Source organism: Aquisalinus luteolus, from assembly GCF_009712425.2.
In the GTDB taxonomy this organism is placed as follows: Bacteria; Pseudomonadota; Alphaproteobacteria; order Caulobacterales; family Parvularculaceae; genus Aquisalinus; species Aquisalinus luteolus.
Genome location: NZ_VCJR02000001.1, coordinates 1,462,442 through 1,484,944, shown reverse-complemented (window position 1 = coordinate 1,484,944; position 22,503 = coordinate 1,462,442). Strand labels below are relative to the sequence as shown.

Genomic DNA, 22,503 nt, shown 5'->3' with positions numbered 1-22,503 from the left:
AATAATGACAAGACAGATCGTGCGGATGGCCGGCGACGGCATCGGCCCTGAAATCATGACAGCGGCGGGCAGGGTGCTCGACGCGGCAGCGGAAAAATTCAGGCTCGATCTGACTTATCAGGACTGCCTTTTCGGCGGCGTGGCGGTCGATGAAACCGGCACGCCGTTCCCGGCGGAAACCGAGGCTGCCTGCAAGGCGGCTGATGCGGTCCTGCTGGGCGCCGTCGGCGGGCCGCAATATGATGGCCTGCCGCCTGAGCAGCGCCCTGAAAAGGGCCTGCTCGCCATGCGCAAGTCGCTGGGCGTCTATGCCAATATCCGTCCTGTACGGAACATTCCTGCTCTGGCCGGGCGCACGGCCTTTCGTGACGGGCATCTCGATGGCGTCGATATCGTCGTCATGCGCGAGCTGACCGGCGGGATCTATTTCGGTGCGAAGGATCGCGGAGATGACTGGGCGAGCGACGAGTGCCGATATACGGTGCCGGAGATCGAGCGTATCGTGCGCCGGGCAGGGGACATGGCCCGCCAGCGCAAGGGCCGCGTGACCTCCGTCGACAAGTCCAACGTGCTGATGACCTCCAAGCTGTGGCGCGAGGTGACGGCCCGCGTGATGGCGGAGGAATACGCTGACGTGAAGCTCGACCACATGCTGGTCGATGCGATGGCGATGAAGCTGATTTCCTCGCCTGCTGACTTCGACGTCATCGTCACCGAGAACATGTTCGGCGATATCCTGACTGACGAAGCCTCGATGCTAGCCGGCTCCATCGGCGTCTTGCCGTCTGCCTCCATGGGCGATGACGGGCCGGGCGTGTTCGAGCCGATCCATGGTTCTGCACCGGATATTGCAGGCGAGGGCAAGGCCAACCCCATTGGCATGATCGCGTCCGTCGCGATGATGCTCGAAACAGGCTTGGGCGAGGCTGAGGCCGCTGCAGCGATCAATGCCGCCATAGATGGCGCAATCGATGCGGGGGATGTGACCGGCGATCTTGGCGGGACGTTGTCTACGGACGAAGCTGCTGACGCGATTGCACGGAGGGTGTGATGGCTGGCAAGACCTTGTACGACAAGATTTACGACGCACACATCGTTGCTGACCGTGGCGGTGCCGATGCGCTTCTCTATATCGACCGGCAGCTGGTGCATGAAGTGACGAGCCCGCAGGCCTTCGAGGGTCTGCGCCTCGCCGGGCGTCGAATGCGCCGCACCGATGCGACGCTGGCCATGCTCGACCACAACGTGCCTACGACACCGCGCACCGAGCCGATCACCGACCCGATGTCGAAACAGCAGGTCGAGGCGCTGATGGCAAACGCGGAGGAATTCGGCGTCCAGCTCTATGATATGCTGGATGTGCGCCAGGGCATCGTCCATGTCGTCGGGCCGGAGCAGGGCTTTACCCAGCCGGGCCTGACCATGGTGTGTGGCGACAGTCATACCTCCACTCATGGCGCGTTCGGGACGCTGGCCTTCGGCATCGGCACGTCGGAAGTCGAGCATGTGATGGCGACGCAGACGCTGGTCGTCAAACGCGCGAAGAACATGCGCGTGACCGTGGAAGGTGAACTGCCGCCGGGCATCACGGCAAAGGACATGGCGCTGGCGATCATCGGCCGGGTCGGCACGGCGGGCGGCACGGGCTGCGTCATCGAATATGCCGGCGAAGCCGTCCGTTCCCTGAGCATGGAAGGGCGCATGACGCTGTGCAACATGGCGATCGAGTCCGGTGCCCGTGCCGGCCTGGTCGCGCCGGACGAGACGACTTTCGAGTATATCAAGGGTCGTCCGTTTGCGCCGAAGGGTGGGCAATGGGATGTTGCCGTCGATCACTGGAAAACACTTTACACGGATGAGGATGCCGAGTTCGATATCGACATCACGCTGCAGGCTGCCGAGATCGAGCCGCAGGTGACCTGGGGGACGAGCCCGGAAGATGTGCTGCCGATCAGCGCTGTCGTGCCGGACCCTGCCACTATCTCTGACAAGGCGAAGCAGGCTGCGGCAGAAAAGTCGTTAGACTATATGGGGCTGAGGCCGGGTATGAAGATTGCCGATGTCAGTGTCGATCATGTCTTTATCGGTTCATGTACCAATGCACGGATCGAGGATCTGCGCGCCGCTGCCGATGTGCTGCGCGGGCGGACGATTGCGCCCAATATCAAGCTGGCGATGGTGGTGCCGGGATCCGGCCTAGTACGCGATCAGGCTGAGGCTGAGGGGCTCGATGAAATCTTCATCAATGCCGGCTTCGAATGGCGCGAACCGGGCTGCTCCATGTGTCTCGGCATGAACCCGGACAAGGTACCGGCGCAGGGGCGCTGTGCCTCGACGTCCAACCGCAATTTCGTCGGCCGGCAGGGGCCGGGTGCCCGCACCCATCTCGTCTCGCCCGCCATGGCGGCAGCCGCGGCGATTGCCGGGCGCTTTACCGATGTACGCGAATTGATGGCGAAGGAGCCTGCCTGATGGAACCGTTCACGACACTGACGGCTGTCGCAACGCCGTTCTACCGCTCCAATGTCGATACGGATGTGATCATCCCGGCGGAGCATCTGAAAACGATCTCCCGCACCGGCCTCGGCAGATATTGCTTCAAGACCGTGCGCTATGACGAGAACGGGAACCTGCGCAATTCATCGCCCTTCGACAGGCCGCCCTATGACAAGGGGAAGGTCCTGATTGCTGGCCCGAATTTCGGCTGCGGGTCTTCACGCGAGCATGCCGTCTGGGCGCTGATGGATCTCGGTTATCGCTGCGTCATCGCGCCAAGTTTTGCCGATATCTTTTTCGGCAATGCGATCAAGAACGGGTTGTTGCTGATCACAATGCCGGAAAAGGAGATTCAGGAGCTGCTGAAGAAGGCGACGGGCCGGGAGTTCACGGTCGACCTCGAGGCGCAGACGGTGAAAGCACCTGACGGCAAGGTGACGGAGTTCGAGATCGATGCATTCCGCAAGGAGCGCCTGCTCGGTGGGCTCGACGAGATCGGTCTGACGCTGCAGGACGAAAAGGCGATCACGGTTTTCGAGGAGCGGGACAAGATGGCCCGCCCCTGGCTTTACGCCTGAGCCTGATTACTCCGCAGACGCTGCTTCAGCCCGCTGGTTAAGGCCGAGGGCAAAATCGATGACGTGGAAGATGTAGTTCTGTTCCACCGTGCCATCGAACAGATATGCCTGCGGCCCGCCGGCGAAGATCGTCACATCCTGGCCGCCATGGGTTTCCGAATAGCCCGGCACCAGCGCCTGCTGCTGGTAGTCCAGGCCTTGCGCTTCTTCGTCGGAGACTTCCGGGCGTTCGAAATGCTCGTCCTCGTCATGGCCGATGAGCACCGCGCCGGGACCGTTGGCATAGCCAAGCGTTGTGTAAGGTTTGCCGTCGCCAGCCGGGTAGGGCTCTGTTGAGGGGGAACCGTCATCTTCTGTCGAGACGACGACACCGAGCATCGGATTGCCGCGTTTCGGATATCCCGCGAAGGTCATGGTGTGCCCATGGTCGGCGGTGACGATGACCAGTGTGTCTTCAAGGTCGACCATGGCGAGCGCCGTGGCGACAGCGTCATCGAAGGCGACGGTATCGCTCAGGGCGCGGGACGCATTCCCGCCATGATGGGCATGGTCAACGCGGCCACCCTCGACCATCAGGAAGAAGCCATCTTCGTCAGCAGACAGAAGATGAATGGCTGTGGCCGTCATGTCTGAGAGCGAGGGTTCGTCGTTCACGCTGCGGTCGGCGTCATATTGCATGTGAGACGGCTCGAACAGGCCGAGGACCTTGCCTGAAGCGCTTGCGAGGCCTGCCTTGTTCCACACGAACGTACCACCTTGCGCTTCCCATTCAGCCGTCAGGTCGCGGCCATCGGTGCGGCGGCCGGTGCGGTTTTCATATTCGGGGTCGGCCATCTCCTTTGGCATGAAATTGCCGCGTCCGCCACCGAGCGCGACATCGATACCATCGCCATAGGGGAAAGAGATGAGCTGGCTGGCGATGTCGGTGCAGCCTTCCGCACCTTCCGGCAGGTCGGCATCGCTTTCCCAGTCGCGGTCGGCGGAATGGGAATAGACTGTTGCAGGCGTTGCATGGGTGAGGCGGGCGGTCGAGACAACGCCGACGGCCATGCCAGCCTGCTTTGCGAGTTCTCCGGCAGTCATCACCGGGTTGTCCAGCGCACCCTGGCAATCGCCAACCATGGCCTCGTCACTGACGGAAATCATGCCAGCCTTGGTCTTCACGCCTGTCAGCATGGCAGAGGCGGTCCCGGCACTGTCGGCAACCTGCTGGTTGGTATTGTAGGTCTTGGAGAGCGCCAGATGCGGCAAGGTTTCGAAGGCGAGGACGTTCTCCTCGCCGGACATGCCCTTCTGCTGGCCGTCGAAGATGCGCGCTGCAGTCACCGTCGTCGGGTCCATGCCATCGGCGATGAACAGGATAACGTTCTTTGCCGGGCGGTCGATCGGACGTTTCGCCAAGTTGGCTTTCAGCGTTTCCTGTGCGCCTTCATACCACTCATTGCCTGCGACGCGGGCCGGAATGGCTGGCGGCGTTTTCAGAGTGGCTGACACCTCCGGCGCGGATGTATCCGTTGTGGTGGATGGCATCTGGGCGCACCCGGCGATGAGGGCTGTCAGGCAAACGGTGGTGATCAAGCGCATGGTTAAGTCTCCTTTGGATGCCTGATATCCATGTTTTGTGACATTTCGTCAAAGGGGCGACTTGCGCAGGCGCCGAAACAGGCAACAATGCTCCTATAACAGAGCCGGGAGGGACGGCCATGAGATATTTTGTCATCACTGCGCTTGTCGCGTCGCTGGCCGCGTGCGGTGCGCCGCAAGGCGAGGAAGAGAAAAGCGTCACGCCTGACGTGGTTGAAGAATCCGTCGAGGTTTCGCAGTGGCTATATGGTGGCGGAAACGCTCACCAGAAATATGCACCATTCGAGGAGATCAACCGCGAGACGGTCGGTCTGCTGCAGGTCGCCTGGACCTATGATACCGGCGAGGACGGGCAGGCGGGCACGATGCATTCGACGCCGCTGGCCGCTGGCGACATGCTCTATGTCGCCGGGCCGGAAGGCGGCATTCATGCGCTCAATCCGGTCACGGGTGAACCGCGCTGGGTCTTCAACTTTCCGTATCCTGAGGAGACTAATACCTGGTTCAAGGGTGCGCCGCGCGGGCTGATGTACTGGAGCGATGGCGGCGAGGCCCGGGTGTTCGGCATTGCCGGACGCTATGTTTTTTCCGTCGACGCGAAAACCGGCGAGCTGGATGACGCGTTCGGGCAGGGCGGCGCGATCAATCTCGCCGAGGGGCTGGGCCGCGACCCGGCCATGGTGGATGCGGAGCTAGGAACGCCCGGCGTTATACATGCCGACACCATGGTGTTGGGCACGCGCATGGGTGAGCAGCTGCCGACGGCACCGGGGCATATCCGCGCTTATGATGTGCGCACCGGCGAAATGAAATGGATATTCCATACGATCCCGCAGCCCGGCGAATATGGCCATGAGACGTGGCCGGAGGATGCGTGGCTCTATGCCGGCGGTGTGAACAATTGGTCCGGCATGGCGCTGGATGAGGCGCGGGGCATCGTCTATCTCGGGACCGGATCTGCGGCGTCCGACTTTTATGGTGCCGACCGTCATGGCGACAATCTCTTCGCCAATTCGATCCTCGCGCTGGATGTCGAGACCGGCAAGCGCGTCTGGCATCGGCAGCTTGTAAAGCATGATCTGTGGGATCGGGACATTCCGGCACCCCCGACGCTTGCCACACTGACGATTGATGGTCAAAGCGTCGATGCGCTGATCCAGATTACCAAGACAGGCCATATCTGGGTACTGGACCGGGAGACGGGTGAGGCGCTGTTTCCGCTGGAAGAGGTCGAGGTGCCGCCATCGAGCCTGCCAGGGGAACAGGTGGTCAGTCCACAGATTGTGCCTATGCTGCCCGAGCCCTTCGTGCGGCAGGACTTCGTCGTGACGGACCGGACGCCGGAAGCGCGGGCAGCTGTCGAGGATCAGATAGCCGCGTTCGATCAGCATCATCCATTCCGTCCGCCAAGCCTTGCCGGGCAGGCGATCTTTCCGGGCATGGATGGTGGCGGAGAATGGGGCGGCGGCGCGTTCGATCCGGAAACGGGCTATTTTTTCGTCAACGCCAATGAAGTGCCGTGGATCCTGAAGATGAAGGAAAATCCGGACCGGGCCGAGCTTGGTCGTGCGTCTGACTTGTACGGAGCGATGTGCGCGACATGCCATGGCGTGGACAAGGCCGGTACAGGCGAGTTTCCGTCGCTGGAAGGGCTGGAGGCGCGCTATGCGCTGGCAGATGTCGAGGAGATCATCTCCAGCGGCTATGGCCGCATGCCGGGCTTTGCCGCGGCGCTGGAGCCCGAGGCGATATCGGCGCTGGCGGCGCATTTGCTTACCGGCGAGAATGCTGCGATCGACAGCGACATGGTCCGTGACCAGCCATTCGATACGCGCTTTGTCATCGACGGGTACAACAAGCTGCTCGACCCTGATGGTTATCCGGCGAACGCGCCGCCATGGGGCACACTGACGGCCATAGACCTGTCGAGTGGCGAGCATGTCTGGCGGCGGCCGCTGGGCCAGTATCCCGAGCTTGTTGCTGACGGCATGGCCGACACAGGCAGCGAGAATTACGGCGGGCCGGTTGTGACGGCCGGCGGGATCGTGTTCATCGGTGCGACGGTGAAGGATCGGACGTTCAGGGCGTTCGACAAGGCGACCGGAGAACTGCTTTGGTCGCACGAACTGCCGCAAAGCGGTGTCGGCACGCCGGCGGTTTATGAAGCCGATGGCCGCCAGTTCGTGGTCACGCCAGCTGGCGGTGCACGCCGTGGCGAGCGTGGGTCCAGCTATGTGGCCTTTTCCTTGCCAGAGAGCGAGGAAGAGGCGGCGCCGTAGAGGTATGTGGCGCCAATAGTGAGCCTGGATTTCTGGACATCATTTTCGCGCACAATTTATATTGTCGCAAATTATGGATATGGGTTCTGGCAAGTGTGGGGTGGCGCTGCAGGGCTCTGTATCCCTTATTGTGTCAGCACCATGCCGTCATGGGCTGGCCTGACGTTCTCCGGCAGTTCATCGCACAGCGTTGCGTAATCCATGTCGAGATGCATGTTCGTTAGAACGCCGCGCTGTGCATCGACACGCGTCAGCCATTTCAGAGTCTGTTCCAGATGCGAATGGCTCGGATGCGGCTTTCTCTGCAGCGCATCGACGATCCACAGGCTGACGCCATCCAGCAGCTTGAATGTCTCATCCGGCAGCGCATTCGTGTCGCTGGAATATGCGATGCCGCGACCGTTAAGATTTGACGGGTCGAAATCGTCTTCGCCGAACAGGAAGCCCAGCGAGTCGATCCGGCCGTGATGCTGTAGAAACGGTACGACGCTGATAACTCCCGATGGCCCGTTAATGATTTGGGCCTTGCCGCATTTCGGCATGTCGATCAGTTCCAGGATTGGCGGATAGCCACTGCCAGGTTTCTGTTCGAAGCAATAGCGGAAGCGATTGACGATTTCCGGCGACAGCGACTGGTCGATATAAGTTGGCACGCGCGCGCGCATCGACAGCGCCATGGCCCGCAGATCATCGATGCCGTGGCTCTGGTCAGCATGATCGTGAGTGAAGAACACGGCGTCGATACGCGCTGCCTCGGCCATTAAAAATTGTCGGGCCAGATCCGGCGAAGTATCGACCAGCACGGTCGTTAACGTTTCAGGCTCCGACCAGCCGGTTTCGGGATGCTCTTTCTGGACTAGCAGCGAACAGCGCATGCGGCGATTTCTGGGCTCTGACGGGTCCAGATCACCCCACTGCCCCTTGCCGCCCGGCCCACCTGGTCGCGGAATGCCGCCGGACGAGCCGCAGCCGAGGATGATCGCACGCAGGGTCAAGCCCCCTGCTCCATTTGGGCCTTTGAGAAGAGCCGGAAGAAATTCTCCGTCGTCACCCTGGCAAGTTCATCCGTATCGACACCTTTTATCTCGGCCAGTTTCTCGGCAACATGCGGCACGAAGGATGGTTCATTGCGCTGGCCGCGATGCGGTACAGGCGAGAGATAAGGACAGTCGGTCTCAATCAGTAGACGGTCCAATGGCACCATCTCGGCGATGGCGCGGACGTCGTCAGCTTTCTTGAACGTGATGATGCCGGAAAAAGAAACATAGCCGCCAAGGGACAGCGCTTTTTCGGCCAGCTCCGGACCACTGGTGTAGCAGTGCATAAGCGGGATAAACGGCTTGGCCGCGTGTTCGCCGCTGATGATATCGCCGGTCACGTCATCGGCGTTCCGCGTATGGATGATCAGCGGCAGGCCCGTTTCCTGCGCGGCGTGGACATGAGCACGGAAGACAGGCTCCTGTGCTTCGCGATCGGAATATTCGTAATAGAAATCCATGCCGCATTCGCCGATGCCGACGGCGCGCGAATGTTGCGCTAGCTCGATCAGCCTTTCGGCCGTCAGGTCGGCATAGTCTTTTGCGTGATGCGGGTGGACGCCGACGGAATGCCATATATTGGCATGGGCTTCGGAAATTGCGGTGATGGCAGGCAATGAATGGAGACGGTCCGAGATCGTCAGCATGTGGCTGACTCGTGCCTCTGCTGCACGGGCCAGAACGTCTGCGAGATCGTCCTCGTATTTCTCGCCATGAAGGTTGACGTGGCTATCGACGAACATGTCTCAGGCCCCTTTCAGCTGTTTTTTCATGATCGCGCCCATGCCCAGAACGATCTGGGTACGGTTGGTGTTCAAAGCTTCTGCGCGAGCGATGAGATTGGAGATTTCTTCCCATGCCTCGGCAATCTTGCCCGGCGAGCGGCCCTGAAACGCAGAAAGCTGTTGCGGCAGTGGTTCACCCGTGGCGAGCGCTGTGGCAGCGGTCGATAGCTGGCGCAACAGGATCGCCTTGAAACTGTCCCACATCGGCTCTGCCGATTTCAGCGCCATGCGATCGGCCAGCGCGGCGAGGCCGCGACCGTCCAGCGAGCCCTTTATGAAACTTACGGCGGCGGCGAGGGCATCTGCCCCCTCACCTGCGGCAAGCTGCAAGGCAAAGCCCGGACGCCCGGCAGCGGCTTGTGCCAATGCGAGCGCCTTGTCGCCTGAAGCAGCGCCTTCCGTCTCGAGAAACGCGGCAACTTCCGCACCCTCCAATGGCTTCAAGGTCAGTACACGGCAACGAGAGCGAATGGTTGGCAGGAGACGGCCCGGTGCACTAGTGAGGAGAATAACCAGCGCATTGGCTGGCGGTTCCTCAAGCACTTTCAGCAGCGCGTTGGCAGCGTTCCGGTTGAGGTCGTCAGCGCTGTCGACGATGGCGACGCGATAGCCGCTGCCGGAGGTGCGCCCCATGAAGGCAATCATCTGGCGGATCGTGTCGACAGTGATCTCGCCAACCAACCTGTCTTTCTTTTCATCCCATTGCCGCTCTGCGATGAACAGGTCCGGATGAGCTTTCTGCGCCACCAGATGGGCCGACTTGCTGTCGGATGTTGCCAGGCCGTCCGTTCCGGTCAGGCTTTGCCGGTCAAGAAAGGCACGGGCTAGCCTGTAAGCGAGCGTCGCCTTGCCGACGTTTTGCGGCCCGGCCAGCATCCAGCCATTGGACAGTGCGCCCTCATCCAGCAACTGGCGCAGGCGCGTTTCGGCTGCCATGTGACCGGCGAGATTCAGCCGCTGTTCCGGTGATGGATATGGATGTTCTTCTGTTTCGGCCATTTGATTTGCCATGACGATGATCTAACCGGGAATGCCGCGTGATTGCAAAACCTTGTGCAGCGTGGAGGTGACATCGTCGATGGGCTGCGCCGCATCGATCAGCACGCAGCGGTCGGGCTCTGCCGTGGCTATATCCCTGAATACCGTTCGCACGGCTTCATGATAGTTGAGGCCCTTGCGCTCGAAGCGGTCCTCGCCGCCATGAGCATTTCGTTTGCCGGCACGCTCAAGACCGATGGCCGGATCAAGATCGAAGATGAAGGTGATATCGGGCACCGTCTCACCAACGACACTGCGCTCGATCGCCAGAATATCATCCATGGCAAGCTTGCCACCGCCACCCTGATAGGCGCGGGTCGAATCCATGAAGCGGTCACACAGGACGGTCTTGCCCCCTGCCAGTGCCGGGCGGATCAGACGTTCCAGATGGTCAGCGCGGGCGGCATTCATGATCAGGCATTCTGAGACCGGTGACCAGGATGCAGTGTCGCCGGAGACCAGCAGGTCGCGCAAGGTTTCGGCATTGTCAGTACCCCCCGGCTCACGGGTGACGACCACCTCATGACCAGCCTCTTCCAGCCATTCCTTCAGGCGAATGATCTGGGTGCTCTTGCCCGACCCTTCAGGGCCATCGAAGGTGATGAAGAGCCCTGCCATCAGGATGGCTCGTCTTCCCGGGCGCTGGGCGGAGTGAATAGCGCCTTGAGGCCGATGCCCATCTTTCCGGCTATGCCGATGCCATCAACACGCTCCGCCGTATAGAGAGGATATTCCCTTGGCGTCTCGCCGGGAATTTCCAGGCGCAAAAGACCGACCTGTGTTTCCGCACGAACCGGTGCCTTGATGGGCCCTTCATAGAGCAGCGTTGCCTTGGCCCCGCGCAGGATGCGGTTATGGCGAGTAAACACGACATTGTTCTTGATCTTGAGCGGAACGGTTTCCTGCTTGCCGAGGAAAATCTCCGCCTCGCCGACGACATCGCCGCTGGTAAAATATCGCCTCGTGGTAAACTCGGAAAAAGCGAGGCCCATGACACGGCGGCTTTCCCGGGCGCGATCGCTTTCGCTTTGCAGGCCATGCAGCACAATGACCCGGCGCACACCGTCTCTGATGGCGGAACCGGCGACACCATAGCCGGATTCATCCGTATGCCCCGTCTTCAGCCCATCGGCGCCGGAAAAGGCACCGACGAGCGGGTTGCGGTTCTTTTGTGTGATGTCGGACCAGGTAAATTCCGGCATGTCAAAGATCGTATCATAGTATTCCGGATAATCCCGGATGATCTTGGTCGAGAGCTTAGCCAGGTCGCCCATGCTCATGAGCTGGTTGGGGTCAGGCAAGCCGGACGGATTGGCGAAGGTCGACTGGGTCAGCCCCCATTCCTGTGCTTTCCGGTTCATGATATCGGCGAAGGCTTCGACGCTGCCAAGCTCGCTTTCGCGCGTAATATTGCCCATGCGTGGCGAAGAGATATTCTCTGCAACAACGACGCAGGCATCATTGCCGGACAGCACGATGATACCCTTCAACAGGTCGATGACAGGAATGGTCGTATCGACAAGGACGAACATCTTCGAGCCGCCAGTCTGCCAGGCCTTGCGGCTGACATAAAAGGGCGTGTCCGGAGAAAGTTCGCCCTTCTGCAGCATGTCCATAAGGATTGCTGCGGTCATGAGTTTGCTCATGGAGGCAGGCGGCACCGGTACTTGCGCGTTCTTCTCGAACAGCACCGTGCCTGTTTCATAATCGAGGATGATCGCCTGCTCGGCAGAGGTAGTGAAATATTGCTCCTGCTGCTGGGCGGCTGCGCCGCCTGCAATCGTCAGGGATGCAATGATGCCAAGCAGCGCCGCTCTTGCAAACGCAACCATAGTCCGTCCGGATTTCGCTTAAATGTTGTCTGTCGACAAAACTATAGGGTGCTTGTCAGGGCGCCACAATACGCGCATCGCCAAAACCGCTGTGCCTTGCGACTTTCAGGGCGGTTTCCGCATCCGACTGGGTCAGATATGGCCCGAGACGCACCAGCGTAAGCGGGGTTCCGCTGGAAGTGACAATCTCCTCACGATGGACCGGGATGGTCTTGCCGAATTTTGAAGCAGCCTGTTCGGCATTGTGGCGGGAGGAAAACGCACCGATCTGGACGACCCAGATGTCGCTGGCAGGGTCACCCCCGACCACGTCCAGAACCTCGTTGAAGTCAGGCAGGCTGATGGGCTCTTCTTCGAAAAAGTCATCGGAACCTGTCACGATCTCTTCCCTCACCTGCCGTTCGGTTGCGCGTACGGAGACCCGAACGGCTTCCAGGGCGTCGCTGTCGAGCTGCTCGGCAGTACTGATCGCTTCGGTCGCCTTGATCTCCGGCCCTGAAGAAATGCGGGTATGGACTGTATCCATGTCGTTCGAAGCAACCCGAATGGCTTCCTTCGGCATCGCATAGGTGCCATCGGCGTAGGATTCCGGCTGGCCCAGCGCCGTGACGGCCTGATCGAGCCTGGCCGGGCCGATATATTTCACGCGGACTTCGGCAAGCCCGTCATCCTTGAACCCGAGGGCGATAGCGGCCTCGCGAGACATGTCGATGACGCGGCCGTGGGCGAAGGGGCCGCGGTCGTTCAGGCGGACATTGACCGTGCGGCCGTTCTTCATGTTGGTGACCTGCACGATCGACGGCAGCGGCAGGGTCGGATGCGCGGCGGTAAGGCGGTTCATGTCGAAGATCTCGCCATTGGCGGTCTTGCGGCCATGGAATTTCGGTCCGTACCATGAGGCAATACCGGTGCGATCATAGGCGGCGTCTTCTGCAGGATAATACCAGATGCCAGCTACCTTGTAGGGATTGCCGATCTTGTAGTGCGGGTTGGCTTCGGCAGTCGGCGGCACAACGATGCTGCCCGGCCTGTCCTTCTTGTCGCTGGCGCAGCCGGCAATCGCCGCGAAAGCCACCGCAACAAACAGGATTTTCAGAATTCGTGACACCGAAACGGTATTCGCGCGCATGACAAACACCCCTGTAACCTCTCTATTGTCTGATCAACGGCACCATCGGGCAAGGGCGTTACGGAAGTATTAACCATGCCGGTTGCGATGAGCGATAAAGCAGTTGAACAGCCCGCGCAGCCGGTGCTAGACAAGCCGGACTTTCGGGGGCTCGCATGTTGCGACGCCCCTGCCCCGGATGGGTGGCTGAGTGGTCGAAAGCGGCGGTCTTGAAAACCGTTGAGCGTTCACGCGTTCCGTGGGTTCGAATCCCACCCCATCCGCCATTTCCTTTGACATGTTGACAATGCATTGCTGTCGGGTACCAACGAAAGACGGAGGTCGCGCCCATGCATCTGACACATATGATTATCGACGATTTTCTGCCCGACCCGCATGGATTGCGAAAGCAGGCCCTGTCGATGCAGTTCCCGGCGCGACCGGAGGGCGCTTATTATCCTGGCAAGAATGCCGGTGCGCGGTTGCCGTTGCAGGGGATCGAGCGCCTGATCAGCGACATCACACATGAACCGCTGGCACCGGCACAGCATTATTCCCATGCCGTGCCACGCATCGCGCTCGCCGGTGATGACGGCAAGGTCAGTGTTCACGCCGATTTCTGTCACTGGTCGATGATCATCTACCTGACCCTCGATGAGCATTGTCAGGATGGCACCCATTTCTTCCGTCACCGGACAACCGGCTGGGAACGCGCACCCGTTTTCCCAGGCGAGGCGGAGCGCGCCGGGTTTGCCTCTCCTGACGAAGCCATGAAATCAGTCCTGGCGGACTCCGGCGACCGTGACCGCTGGGAAGAGATCATGATGATGCCGATGAAGTTCAACCGGGCCGTCCTGTTCCGCGGATACATGTGGCACGATGCGGGCAAGTCTTTCGGCACGACGCCGGAAAATGGCCGGCTGATCGTGCCCTTGTTTTTTGAAAACACGCAAACGGGCTGAACTTACCCCACGAGACCGAATTTCCGGCAACGAAAAAGCCTCCCGGATTTCAGGAGGCTTTCTAAATGAAATTCATTCCGGATCAGAAGTCGTATGACTGGTTCAGTCGCTGCATGAACAGTGGCGTCGATGACGGTGTCATCGATATGCGCCAGCTGTTGTTCCGGCCCGTATTTGCAGTGAATGATTCCAGATTGATGGAATATCCGTCGATCTCTATCCGGGCGCGGAGGTCGGCCGAATTGCCAGCGCCGGGCACGCTGGTCATGATGGTCATCCTGTCATTGTTTGAAGATGTACGGATGATCGCGCCGGAATTGCGGAACACGTTATAGGTCTGACCGGTGTCATCATTGCGCAGCTTGCCGCGCATCGTGCCCCGGCGGATCATCGTATCGGGATTCTCTTTCAGACCATTGGGCAACATGATTTCGATGGTCAGGTTGAAACGGACTTCCTCATTGGACTGGAATGCAACGGCGCGGGGGCGAGCCGCAGCTGCGGTGTTCGAGCCCGACGTATAGACAGCTTCCTGGAACAGGCTGTCTCTCATTGCCGATCCTTCCAGATCCCCGACATAGCCGGCAAATCGGGCCTGGGCACCAGCGGATGCTTCCGTCTCTTCGATGATTGTCGGCATGTCCGGCGCTTCGAGCGGTGTGCCGAGATCGGACGGGGCGATTGTCATGACGGCAGCCAAGACACCGAAGCCCTGGGCGAAAGCACCCTGCAATGTGACGGGCTGGAAGTAGTACACGGCCCCTGCCCCAATCGCCATCAGGATAAGGATGACGATATAGAGCGGCAGGGCACCAATACCGATCATCTCGGAAACATAGGAAAACCAGCGGCTGATGGTGAACAGCGCAGAAGCATCGTCACTCTGCTGCATGTCGGCCATGATCGCGAAGACGATGCCGAGGGCACCTGCGAGACCAAATCCGACCAGATCCGCGAAATTGTAGTCACCGGGCAGCTTGCTGACGCCCTTGCGTTCGCCGTAACTCATGATTCACTCCCAAGGGTACCCCTGTACCATCTGGATAAACTAACATGAGAAATGAGATTTAGTAAACGGCGCGGAAAGTGCGCCATTGCTGAATCGGCCACTGGCTTCATTCAGAAGCCCAGGGCCGCGATCCGCCGAAATCAATGTCGAACAAATGCTCCAGGCTTGTGCGCGGCAGGCCGGATTTCACATAATCATAGGGCGTGATGTTCAGCGCCTTGATCAGGATACGCCGGATCACGCGGCCCTCACCTTCCGGGATGACGTCGATATCCAGCACATTGATACAGGCAAGGTCCTGTTCGAAATGGGCAATCCCGGCAAGGCCTGCACCGCTGGCGTAGCCCAGCAGCAGCCTGTTGACCCCTTCATGGGCGACCAGAAGCGCTGTCTTCCAGTCCTGTTCCAGCACGAGACTTTCGAACCCGGCCACGATGCGCTCATAGGCATCTGCAAAGCGCTCACCGCCGGGAAGAAATTCGGCTTCCGGCTCTGTCGCTTCGTCGAAGGAAAATGCCAGCCTTGCGGCCAGCTCTTCCCGGCTGTCGGTGCGATAGACGCCGCCACGAAGCTCCTTGAAGCCTGTCGCTTCTACCGGTTGGATGCCGGCGCGATACTCGTTCGCCGCGACCACGAGCTCGCTGGTTTGCCGTGTCCGCGGCAGGCCGGAATGGAAAATGTGATCGAATTTCACGCCATGTAGCGCTTCACCGGCGGCCTCCGCCTGGGCGCGTCCTTCATCGGTCAGCTGAACAGTGGCAAAATCGGTCAGGCCGGGCTGGAAGTAATCCACATGGCCATGGCGCATCAGATAGAGACGGCGTCTTCCGGTCGATAGGGTCATGGCGCTTCCATGCCCTGCCCGGCGTGTTTGCACAATACCCGATCTGGGCGTTTATACACCGTAGATTCAGGGCAACGGTGAGGCGATTTTTCTTCAATCGAACGGCAAAACCGCGCCGAAGGCACTGAAATTGCTCTGGCGAATATGGCCTGTTACCGTATGATGGATGTTGTTTGGGGCAGGGTTAACGGGCACTTTGGGCGAGTAGATGTTTAAGCAGCCAATCAGCTTGTCGATGATTTTGGGCGTAGTGGGCCTTTTATACGCCTGCACCTTCTGGCTCATGGTCACGATCAACGCGGATCATGCAGAGGACCGCTTCACGACACTGGTCGACAGCGGTGCAGGCGGCCGTGCTATCGGCCATGGCGAACAGGTCATCGCAATTCGGGCCAACGAAGGCGTGGATGCCGAAGACCTGGTCGAGATCAAGCTGACACTGGCGGCGCTTCAGGCTGACGAAGGTAATTACGCAAGGTCGATTCGGCTCTATCGGGATGTGCTCGCCTCCCGCAAGGCAGCGTCCATGCCCGTTACCGAGCGGGCCATAATCAGGGACGAGGTTGCGCGCCTGAGCCTTGCCGATGGGCAACCGCAGGATGCCGCCGTCATCTACAGTGCCTTTCTGGAAGCTGCCGGGGACGAGGCCGCGCGGCAGGTCCCGGCAGAGCCGGACTCGCTGGAGGCATTCTATGCCGGCAAGGTCCGCGCTGCGATGCCGATTTTTGCCGAGGCCCTGCCGCCTATCCATGACGACGAAGTGCTGACCGGCGATGACGAGATGCGTCTCGCTGCCGCTGCGGCAATGACCGATCTGGGTGGCTATTACGCCATGCAGGATAATGGCGATTATGCCGCCGCAGGGCTCTTGTCCGCTGCGTATCAGACCCGGCTGAAACTGTTGGGCGCCGCCAGCCAGGACACGCTGCAGACTGCCCTTCTCCTCGGCCCTGTCTATCAGAAGATCGGTCGCTACAAGGATACCGAAACGCTCTATCTGACTGCCTTTCATGCGCAGGAACAGGCGCGTGGCTCAAACAGTCCGGAGCTGACGCTGTATATCCGCCTGCTCGCCGACGTTTACAAAAGCCAGAACCGCCTGACTGAAGCTGAAGCGCTGAATACTCACATCCGGCGGCTGTTCTCCGATGCCTTTGGCGCACGCCGTTATCTGTCGAACCAGATCCGCGACCGGCGCATGGACATCAATCGCCCCGTCTCGCTCAATTTCCCGCTGACGGAGGATTACAAGCCATCCGATCTCGTACAGGCCGCCGATTTCTCCGTCCCCTTGAGCAAGTCACCGGGCCTTGAGGAAATGTCGATCAGGCTGGCGGAACTGGTCGCGGATGACGCGACAACCGCGATGCCGTCGCAGTTGAACACCCTGTTTGCCCATTGCGCCATCGAGGGTGAGCGGCTGACGCTGCGGTCCGGCTACCGCTCCTACCAGACGCAGGTCTATCTCTATGACCGCAACACCAATGGAACGGTGACCAACCCCGGTACATCGGAGCACCAGTTGGGCCTTGCCGCCGATATCGACGTCAATGGACGCCTGATGCGCTCGACCGACCGAGCCTATCAGTGCTTTGAGGAAAACGCGTGGCGGTTCGGGTTCATCCTCTCCTATCCGCCGGGTAATGACTATCTGCCCGGGCCGGATACTTATGAGCCGTGGCACTGGCGCTATGTCGGCCAGCAGACCGCCCTGCTCTATCGCGAGGCCGGGCCGATCAACAAGCCGCAGGAATTCCTCGCTGCACTGCCCTGCTATGAAGAACGGGCGATGGCCGGTATCTGGTCTATCGCGTCGGAGGAAGATGTCTGCCTGGCGCAAATGGCGGGGCCTCCCGGTGGTGCCACAGGTTCCAGCAGAAGCCAAAAAGCCCCGTAACCTCAAATGGTTAACGAATTACTGCTTGCCGCGACCGCTCTCATGCGGCATGATTCGCCTGTGGGATTGGCCGGTATCGGTCGCAAGTGGTTAAGCGGGAAATCATGGCTCAGTCGGATGCTGCGCAGGACTATCAGGCACACATATTGTACGCGCCCATCGCGCTGTATGATGGCTGTCCGTTCGAGGATGGCCCTGTCGAGGACCGCGGCATCGATGCCCTTCTGAACAGCCGTACCTATCTCGTCCATCAGGAAGGCGACGAGCCACAAGGCGCCGGGATGATCGATGTCATCGTCGCCGATTGCCGGGCCCTGCAGCCGGACATGGGCGCGGTGTCCGCCCGCTTTACTGCCCTCCGCCGGGCGCACCCGGAAAGCATCTTCATGATCCTGATCGAGCCGGAACTGGCCTGGGATATCCGCCTGTGGCTGAAGCGCTATGGCACGCTGTGCCCGCTGGGCGAACGTGCCGATCTCGTGATCTCGCGGCTTGACCGCCTGCTGGAGAACCTCGCCCTTGCCGATGAATGCGGCGAGCGGCTGAAGACCCTGTCGGCGCTGAACCGCACCGCTGTCAGCGGCAGCATTCTCAACACATCGTCAAAGCCGATGCGCGTGCTGGTCTCCGGTGCGCCATCGCCGGTGACTTTACGGGCGATGAAGTCCCTCTCCTCTGGCGACTACCGTGTGACGGCCGCGATGAGTGTGCCGCAGACCATGCGCTATCTGGAGGTCCAGAGCTTCGATTGCCTCGTCATCCTGCCGGGGGATCGCACGGCGACCTATACAGGGCTCGTGAAGATGCTGCGCCGGAACGACCGGTCGCGCTCCCTGCCGATCCTGGTGATCCCGGAGCGGGCCGATGCCTCGACAGCCGGCTGCCGGTTCATGGCGCAGGGCGCCGATACTGTCCTGTCAGCCATCGATACGGAGAAGGCACTGACAACGGAGGTCACCGCCTTTGCCCGCCGCAACCGGCTGACCGCCAGCATGAAGCAGTTCCTGCGCAAGGCGGCCTCGACCGATGGCAAGGGCCTGAACCTGGTCTGCGACCTGCCCTTCTTCGAGAACCATCTCGACCGCCAGTGCCATCGTGCGACGGAGACCGGCAAACCGCTCTGCGTCTCCGCGTTCAAGCTGAAATATTCTTCGGGCCGTATCCTGAGTTCCAAGGGGTTCCGCCAGGCGCTGAAATATGTCCAGATGATGATGCGCGACACCGACCTGATCACGGCGGTGCGTAATGACGTTTTCCTGATTTCCCAACCGGGCCTCGGCACTGTGGACGCCACGCGCCGCCAGCAGAACATCGCTGCCGTGCTGCAGGAGATCATCCTGGAAGATGCCCCGGGCGCTGCTGGCGACACGCTGGTGCTGGAAGCGAGTACCGTCCAGTACCGCCCGGCGGAGATGGCCGATGGCATCATTGCCCGCGCCTTCCAGACGCTGAATATCGTTCCGCCACGGCATACACCGCCACCGCAGGTCGAAAAACCGCGCCTGAAGATTGTCAGGTAAATCTCTGCCTTATCAGGGATTTTCAACGATATCTATCAACAGGCCGAGGACGCGTTTGCACCCCTTAAGGCGTGCTTTCTCGTCTGGCCATTCCTGCTTGAAGACAAGTTTCTGATCCGGACGCAGCTTCACGTCATAGGGCGATGAGGCGATGAACTCGACCAGCCCTGGCAGGTTCGGGAAGTTGTCGCGGAAGGTGACGACGGCGCCCTTCGGCCCGGCATCGATCTTGGCGACACAGGCCCGGCGGCACAGCGCCTTGATAGCGACGATATCCAAGAGGTGCTCGACCTCGCGCGGCAGCGAGCCAAAACGGTCGATCAGTTCAGCGCCGAAGGCCTCGATCTGGTCGGGCTCTGCGATATCCGAGAGGCGGCGATAGAGCGACATGCGTACGTCGAGATCCTTGACGTAATGGTCAGGGATCAGCACTGCTGTGCCGATATTGATCTGGGGTGACCACGTCTCCTCGGCTTCGCTGCCGCCCTCTTTCAGGCTGGCGACCGCCTCCTCCAGCATGTGCTGGTAGAGCTCGACACCGACTTCCTTGACATTGCCGGACTGCTCCTCCCCGAGCAAATTGCCCGCGCCGCGAATGTCGAGGTCGTGGCTCGCCAGCGTGAAGCCTGCGCCCAGCGTGTCGAGGGATTGCAGCACTTTCAGGCGACGCTCCGCCCCCGCGGTCATCTTCTTGCGTGGGCTGGTCGTCAGGTATGCATAGGCGCGCGCCTTCGATCGGCCGACCCGGCCCCTGATCTGATAGAGCTGAGCGAGGCCGAACATGTCCGCTCGCCAGACGATCAGGGTGTTTGCCGTCGGCACGTCGATGCCGGACTCGATGATGGTGGTCGCGACCAGTACGTCGAACTTGCCCTCATAGAAGGCATTCATGATGTCTTCCAGTTCGCCCGCAGCCATCTGGCCATGGGCGACCTTGAACTTCACCTCCGGCACCTGCTCGGTCAGGAACTCGGCGATGGTCGAGAGATCCGAGACGCGCGGCGCGACGAAGAAGCTCTGGCCGCCGCGATAATGCTCGCGCAGTAGCGTCTCGCGAGCGACAACCCCATCGAATGGCCCGATGGAGGTGCGGATGGCCAGACGGTCGACCGGCGGCGTCGCGATCAGCGACAGGTCGCGAATGCCCGACATGGACAGCTGCAGCGTGCGCGGGATCGGCGTTGCCGTCAGCGTCAGCACATGGGTGTCGGCACGGTATTCCTTCAGCCGTTCCTTGTGCTTGACCCCGAAATGCTGTTCCTCATCGACGATCATCAGGGCGAGGTCGCGGAACTTGATCGTCTTTGCCAGCAGCGCATGGGTGCCGATGACGATGTCGACCGTGCCGTCGGTGAGCCCTGCCCGTGTGGCGCTAGCCTCCTTGGCGGAGACCATGCGCGAGAGCTGGCGGACATTGACCGGGAAGCCTGCGAAGCGTTCGGCGAAATTGCGATAATGCTGGCGCACGAGCAGAGTGGTCGGCGCGACGATCGCGACCTGGCGCCCGGCCATGGCCGCGATGAAGGCAGCACGCAACGCGACCTCCGTCTTGCCGAAGCCGACATCACCGCAGATGAGCCGGTCCATTGGCGTGCCCGCTTCCATGTCCTCAAGTACATCTGAAATCGCCTGCAACTGGTCGTCAGTCTCGACATAAGGGAAGCGCGCGCAGAACTCGTCATAAGTGCCTTGTTGCGGCTGCAGTACTTCGGCCTTCTTCATCTTGCGCTGGGCGGCGATCTTGATCAGCTCCGCCGCCATCATGCGGATGCGCTCTTTCATCCGCGCCTTGCGGCTCTGCCAGCTCGCCCCGCCGAGACGGTCAAGCTGCCCGTTCGGGTCGTCCGACCCGAAGCGCGAGAGCAGCTCGATATTCTCCACCGGCAGGAACAGCTTGTCGCCGCCGGCATAGACGAGATGCAGGCAGTCATGAGGTGCGCCGGAAACGTCCAGCGTCTTCAGCCCCTCATAACGGGCAACACCGTGATCGACATGGACGACGAGATCGCCCGGGGACAGGGTCGACGCCTCGGTCAGAAAATTGTCGGCGCGTTTCTTCTTGCCCCGGCGCACGAGGCGGTCACCGAGGATGTCCTGCTCTGCGATGATCGCCATCCCGGGCAGCTCGAAGCCATGTTCGACCGGCAGGGTGACGACGCCTACGACGTCCTTGCCACTGTCGGCGGCATCGGCCCAGCGCTCGAACCGACGCAGGCCGGACAGGCCGTGATCCTTCATCACCGTCAGCATGCGCTCGGCGGAGCCATCGCTCCACCCGGCGATCAGCACACGCTTGCCGGCTTTCTGTAGCGCCTTGATATGATCGCCCACTGTGTTGAAGACGTTGATGTTTCCGGCGCTACGTTCAGCCGCGAAGGTGCGGCCCTGCCGGGCGCCGAAGTCGAAAGCGCGAGTGTTGTCCGCTGGCGCGAAGGGCGAGAGAGGGCGAAACGGCAGCTGTTCCAGCGTCTGTTTCAGGTCGTCCGCCGACAGATAGAGGTCGCCATAGGGCACGGGGTAATAGGCGGGCGTCGCGAACTCTCCTTTGCCTGCCGCGCTCGTGTCTTCCTTGCGCGCCTTGTAGTAGTCGCAGATCTGCTCGTGGCGTTCGCCCGCCGCATCGAAGCCGAGATGGTCGAGGAAGACGAGGCCCTCGCCGATGAAGTCAAACAGGGTCGAGGTCTCGTCATAGAACAGTGGCAGCCAGTGCTCCATGCCCGCATGCTTGCGCCCGGCGGAGATCGCCTCGTAGAGCGGGTTATTTGTCGCCGCGCCGAACATGGTGCGGAAGCTGCGCCGGAAATGGGTGATTGTGTCCTCGGTCAGCAGGACTTCGGAGGCAGCGGTGAGGTTCATCTCCAGCCGCTGGGCCGTGGTGCGCTGGTTCTCCGCATCGAAAGCACGGATCGATTCCAGCGTGTCGCCGAAGAAGTCTAGCCGCAGTGGCTCCTCCGCCCCCGGCGGGTAGATATCGATCAGCCCGCCGCGCACGGCGAACTCACCGGCCTCACGCACGGTCGAGGAGCGCGAATAGCCATTGGCGAGCAGGAAGGCTGTCAGCTTGTCGATGTCGACAGTGGAGCCGGGCTTCGCCGAGAAGCTGGCGCTCTCGATCAGGCTGCGCGGCGGGGTGCGCAACAGCGCGGCGTTGACCGAGGTGACGATGACCAGCGGCGTCTTGCCGTCGTGATGGGTCAGCGCTGACAGCACCGCCATGCGCTGCGCCGTGATGTCAGCCGATGGCGAGACGCGGTCATAGGGCAGGCAGTCCCAGGCCGGGAAGATCATCACCGGCACGTCGCTGGCGAAATAGGCGATGGCCGCAGCGGTCGCTGCCGCCCTGCCCGCATCCCGCGCGATATGGGTCACGATGCCGCCGCGGGTCTGCGCCGCGTGGGCAATCGCCAGCGCGTCGGCCCCTTCCGGCGCGCCATGCACGGTCATCATCGCGTCGTCGCGCCACGCCTTGTCGGCGGAAATCTCTTTCGTAAGGGACTGCAGGGCCATACTCGCTCACGGCAAAAAACGCGGCCG

The 22,503-nt window shown here is 61.0% G+C and carries 17 protein-coding genes and 1 tRNA gene; 8 read left to right on the top strand and 10 right to left on the bottom strand.

All coding sequences use genetic code 11. The features are described from left to right. The first annotated feature begins 4 nt into the window (after positions 1-4). The 3 genes from leuB to leuD are packed head-to-tail and all read left to right on the top strand — an operon-like array spanning position 5 to position 3,074. Entirely contained in the window at positions 5-1,051 is a 1,047-nt protein-coding gene (leuB, locus tag FF098_RS07030; protein ID WP_155138772.1) for a 3-isopropylmalate dehydrogenase, read from the top strand. After that, entirely contained in the window at positions 1,048-2,472 is a 1,425-nt protein-coding gene (gene leuC, locus FF098_RS07025; protein ID WP_166426370.1) for a 3-isopropylmalate dehydratase large subunit, read from the top strand. Before leuB ends, leuC begins: the two co-directional genes overlap by 4 nt. After that, the gene (leuD, locus tag FF098_RS07020) at positions 2,472-3,074 is read left to right on the top strand and encodes a 3-isopropylmalate dehydratase small subunit (RefSeq protein WP_155138768.1); all 603 of its coding nucleotides are present in this window, start codon (positions 2,472-2,474) and stop codon (positions 3,072-3,074) included. Before leuC ends, leuD begins: the two co-directional genes overlap by 1 nt. A 6-nt stretch (positions 3,075-3,080) precedes the next feature. On the opposite strand, the gene FF098_RS07015 is transcribed toward leuD, so the two are convergent. Then, the gene (locus FF098_RS07015) at positions 3,081-4,658 is read right to left on the bottom strand and encodes an alkaline phosphatase (RefSeq protein ID WP_229714532.1); all 1,578 of its coding nucleotides are present in this window, start codon (positions 4,656-4,658) and stop codon (positions 3,081-3,083) included. Positions 4,659-4,777: 119 nt separating this feature from the next. Between FF098_RS07015 and FF098_RS07010 the strand changes: the two genes are divergently transcribed. Continuing rightward, on the top strand, positions 4,778-6,937 hold the full coding sequence (locus tag FF098_RS07010; protein ID WP_155138766.1) for an outer membrane protein assembly factor BamB family protein: 2,160 nt from the start codon (positions 4,778-4,780) through the stop codon (positions 6,935-6,937). A 125-nt stretch (positions 6,938-7,062) separates the two neighbouring features. Here the strand turns inward: FF098_RS07010 and FF098_RS07005 are convergent, their stop codons facing one another. The 6 genes from FF098_RS07005 to FF098_RS06980 are packed head-to-tail and all read right to left on the bottom strand — an operon-like array spanning position 7,063 to position 12,758. Then, positions 7,063-7,932 (bottom strand): MBL fold metallo-hydrolase, encoded by an 870-nt coding sequence (locus FF098_RS07005; RefSeq protein ID WP_155138764.1) that lies wholly within the window; start codon positions 7,930-7,932, stop codon positions 7,063-7,065. After that, complete coding sequence (locus FF098_RS07000) at positions 7,929-8,717, bottom strand: TatD family hydrolase (RefSeq protein ID WP_155138762.1); 789 nt, start codon at positions 8,715-8,717, stop codon at positions 7,929-7,931. The genes FF098_RS07005 and FF098_RS07000 overlap by 4 nt, the downstream gene beginning before the upstream one ends. A 3-nt stretch (positions 8,718-8,720) precedes the next feature. After that, complete coding sequence (locus FF098_RS06995) at positions 8,721-9,758, bottom strand: DNA polymerase III subunit delta' (RefSeq protein ID WP_166426369.1); 1,038 nt, start codon at positions 9,756-9,758, stop codon at positions 8,721-8,723. A 21-nt stretch (positions 9,759-9,779) separates the two neighbouring features. Next, positions 9,780-10,418 carry a dTMP kinase gene (gene tmk, locus FF098_RS06990; protein WP_155138758.1) on the bottom strand — a complete coding sequence of 213 codons (639 nt, stop codon included), beginning with the start codon at positions 10,416-10,418 and terminating at the stop codon, positions 9,780-9,782. Further along, entirely contained in the window at positions 10,415-11,629 is a 1,215-nt protein-coding gene (locus FF098_RS06985) for a D-alanyl-D-alanine carboxypeptidase family protein (RefSeq protein WP_155138756.1), read from the bottom strand. The genes tmk and FF098_RS06985 overlap by 4 nt, the downstream gene beginning before the upstream one ends. A gap of 55 nt (positions 11,630-11,684) precedes the next feature. Beyond that, on the bottom strand, positions 11,685-12,758 hold the full coding sequence (locus tag FF098_RS06980; RefSeq protein ID WP_166426368.1) for a septal ring lytic transglycosylase RlpA family protein: 1,074 nt from the start codon (positions 12,756-12,758) through the stop codon (positions 11,685-11,687). A gap of 176 nt (positions 12,759-12,934) precedes the next feature. On the opposite strand from FF098_RS06980, the gene FF098_RS06975 reads away from it, so the two are divergent. Further along, positions 12,935-13,024 (top strand) — tRNA-Ser (locus FF098_RS06975). 63 nt (positions 13,025-13,087) lie between these two features. Beyond that, entirely contained in the window at positions 13,088-13,699 is a 612-nt protein-coding gene (locus FF098_RS06970) for a DUF6445 family protein (RefSeq protein WP_155138754.1), read from the top strand. Positions 13,700-13,781: 82 nt separating this feature from the next. On the opposite strand, the gene FF098_RS06965 is transcribed toward FF098_RS06970, so the two are convergent. After that, complete coding sequence (locus FF098_RS06965; protein WP_155138752.1) at positions 13,782-14,708, bottom strand: hypothetical protein; 927 nt, start codon at positions 14,706-14,708, stop codon at positions 13,782-13,784. A 106-nt stretch (positions 14,709-14,814) separates the two neighbouring features. After that, positions 14,815-15,552 carry a histidine phosphatase family protein gene (locus FF098_RS06960; protein ID WP_155138750.1) on the bottom strand — a complete coding sequence of 246 codons (738 nt, stop codon included), beginning with the start codon at positions 15,550-15,552 and terminating at the stop codon, positions 14,815-14,817. 208 nt (positions 15,553-15,760) lie between these two features. Between FF098_RS06960 and FF098_RS06955 the strand changes: the two genes are divergently transcribed. Both FF098_RS06955 and FF098_RS06950 read left to right on the top strand, forming a co-directional pair. Continuing rightward, on the top strand, positions 15,761-17,449 hold the full coding sequence (locus tag FF098_RS06955; RefSeq protein ID WP_155138748.1) for a D-alanyl-D-alanine carboxypeptidase family protein: 1,689 nt from the start codon (positions 15,761-15,763) through the stop codon (positions 17,447-17,449). 104 nt (positions 17,450-17,553) lie between these two features. Further along, a complete protein-coding gene (locus FF098_RS06950) occupies positions 17,554-18,969 on the top strand; it encodes a hypothetical protein (RefSeq protein WP_155138746.1) in 1,416 nt (471 codons plus the stop codon). A gap of 12 nt (positions 18,970-18,981) precedes the next feature. Here the strand turns inward: FF098_RS06950 and mfd are convergent, their stop codons facing one another. After that, positions 18,982-22,476 carry a transcription-repair coupling factor gene (gene mfd / locus FF098_RS06945; RefSeq protein WP_155138742.1) on the bottom strand — a complete coding sequence of 1,165 codons (3,495 nt, stop codon included), beginning with the start codon at positions 22,474-22,476 and terminating at the stop codon, positions 18,982-18,984. Positions 22,477-22,503 lie beyond the last annotated feature (27 nt).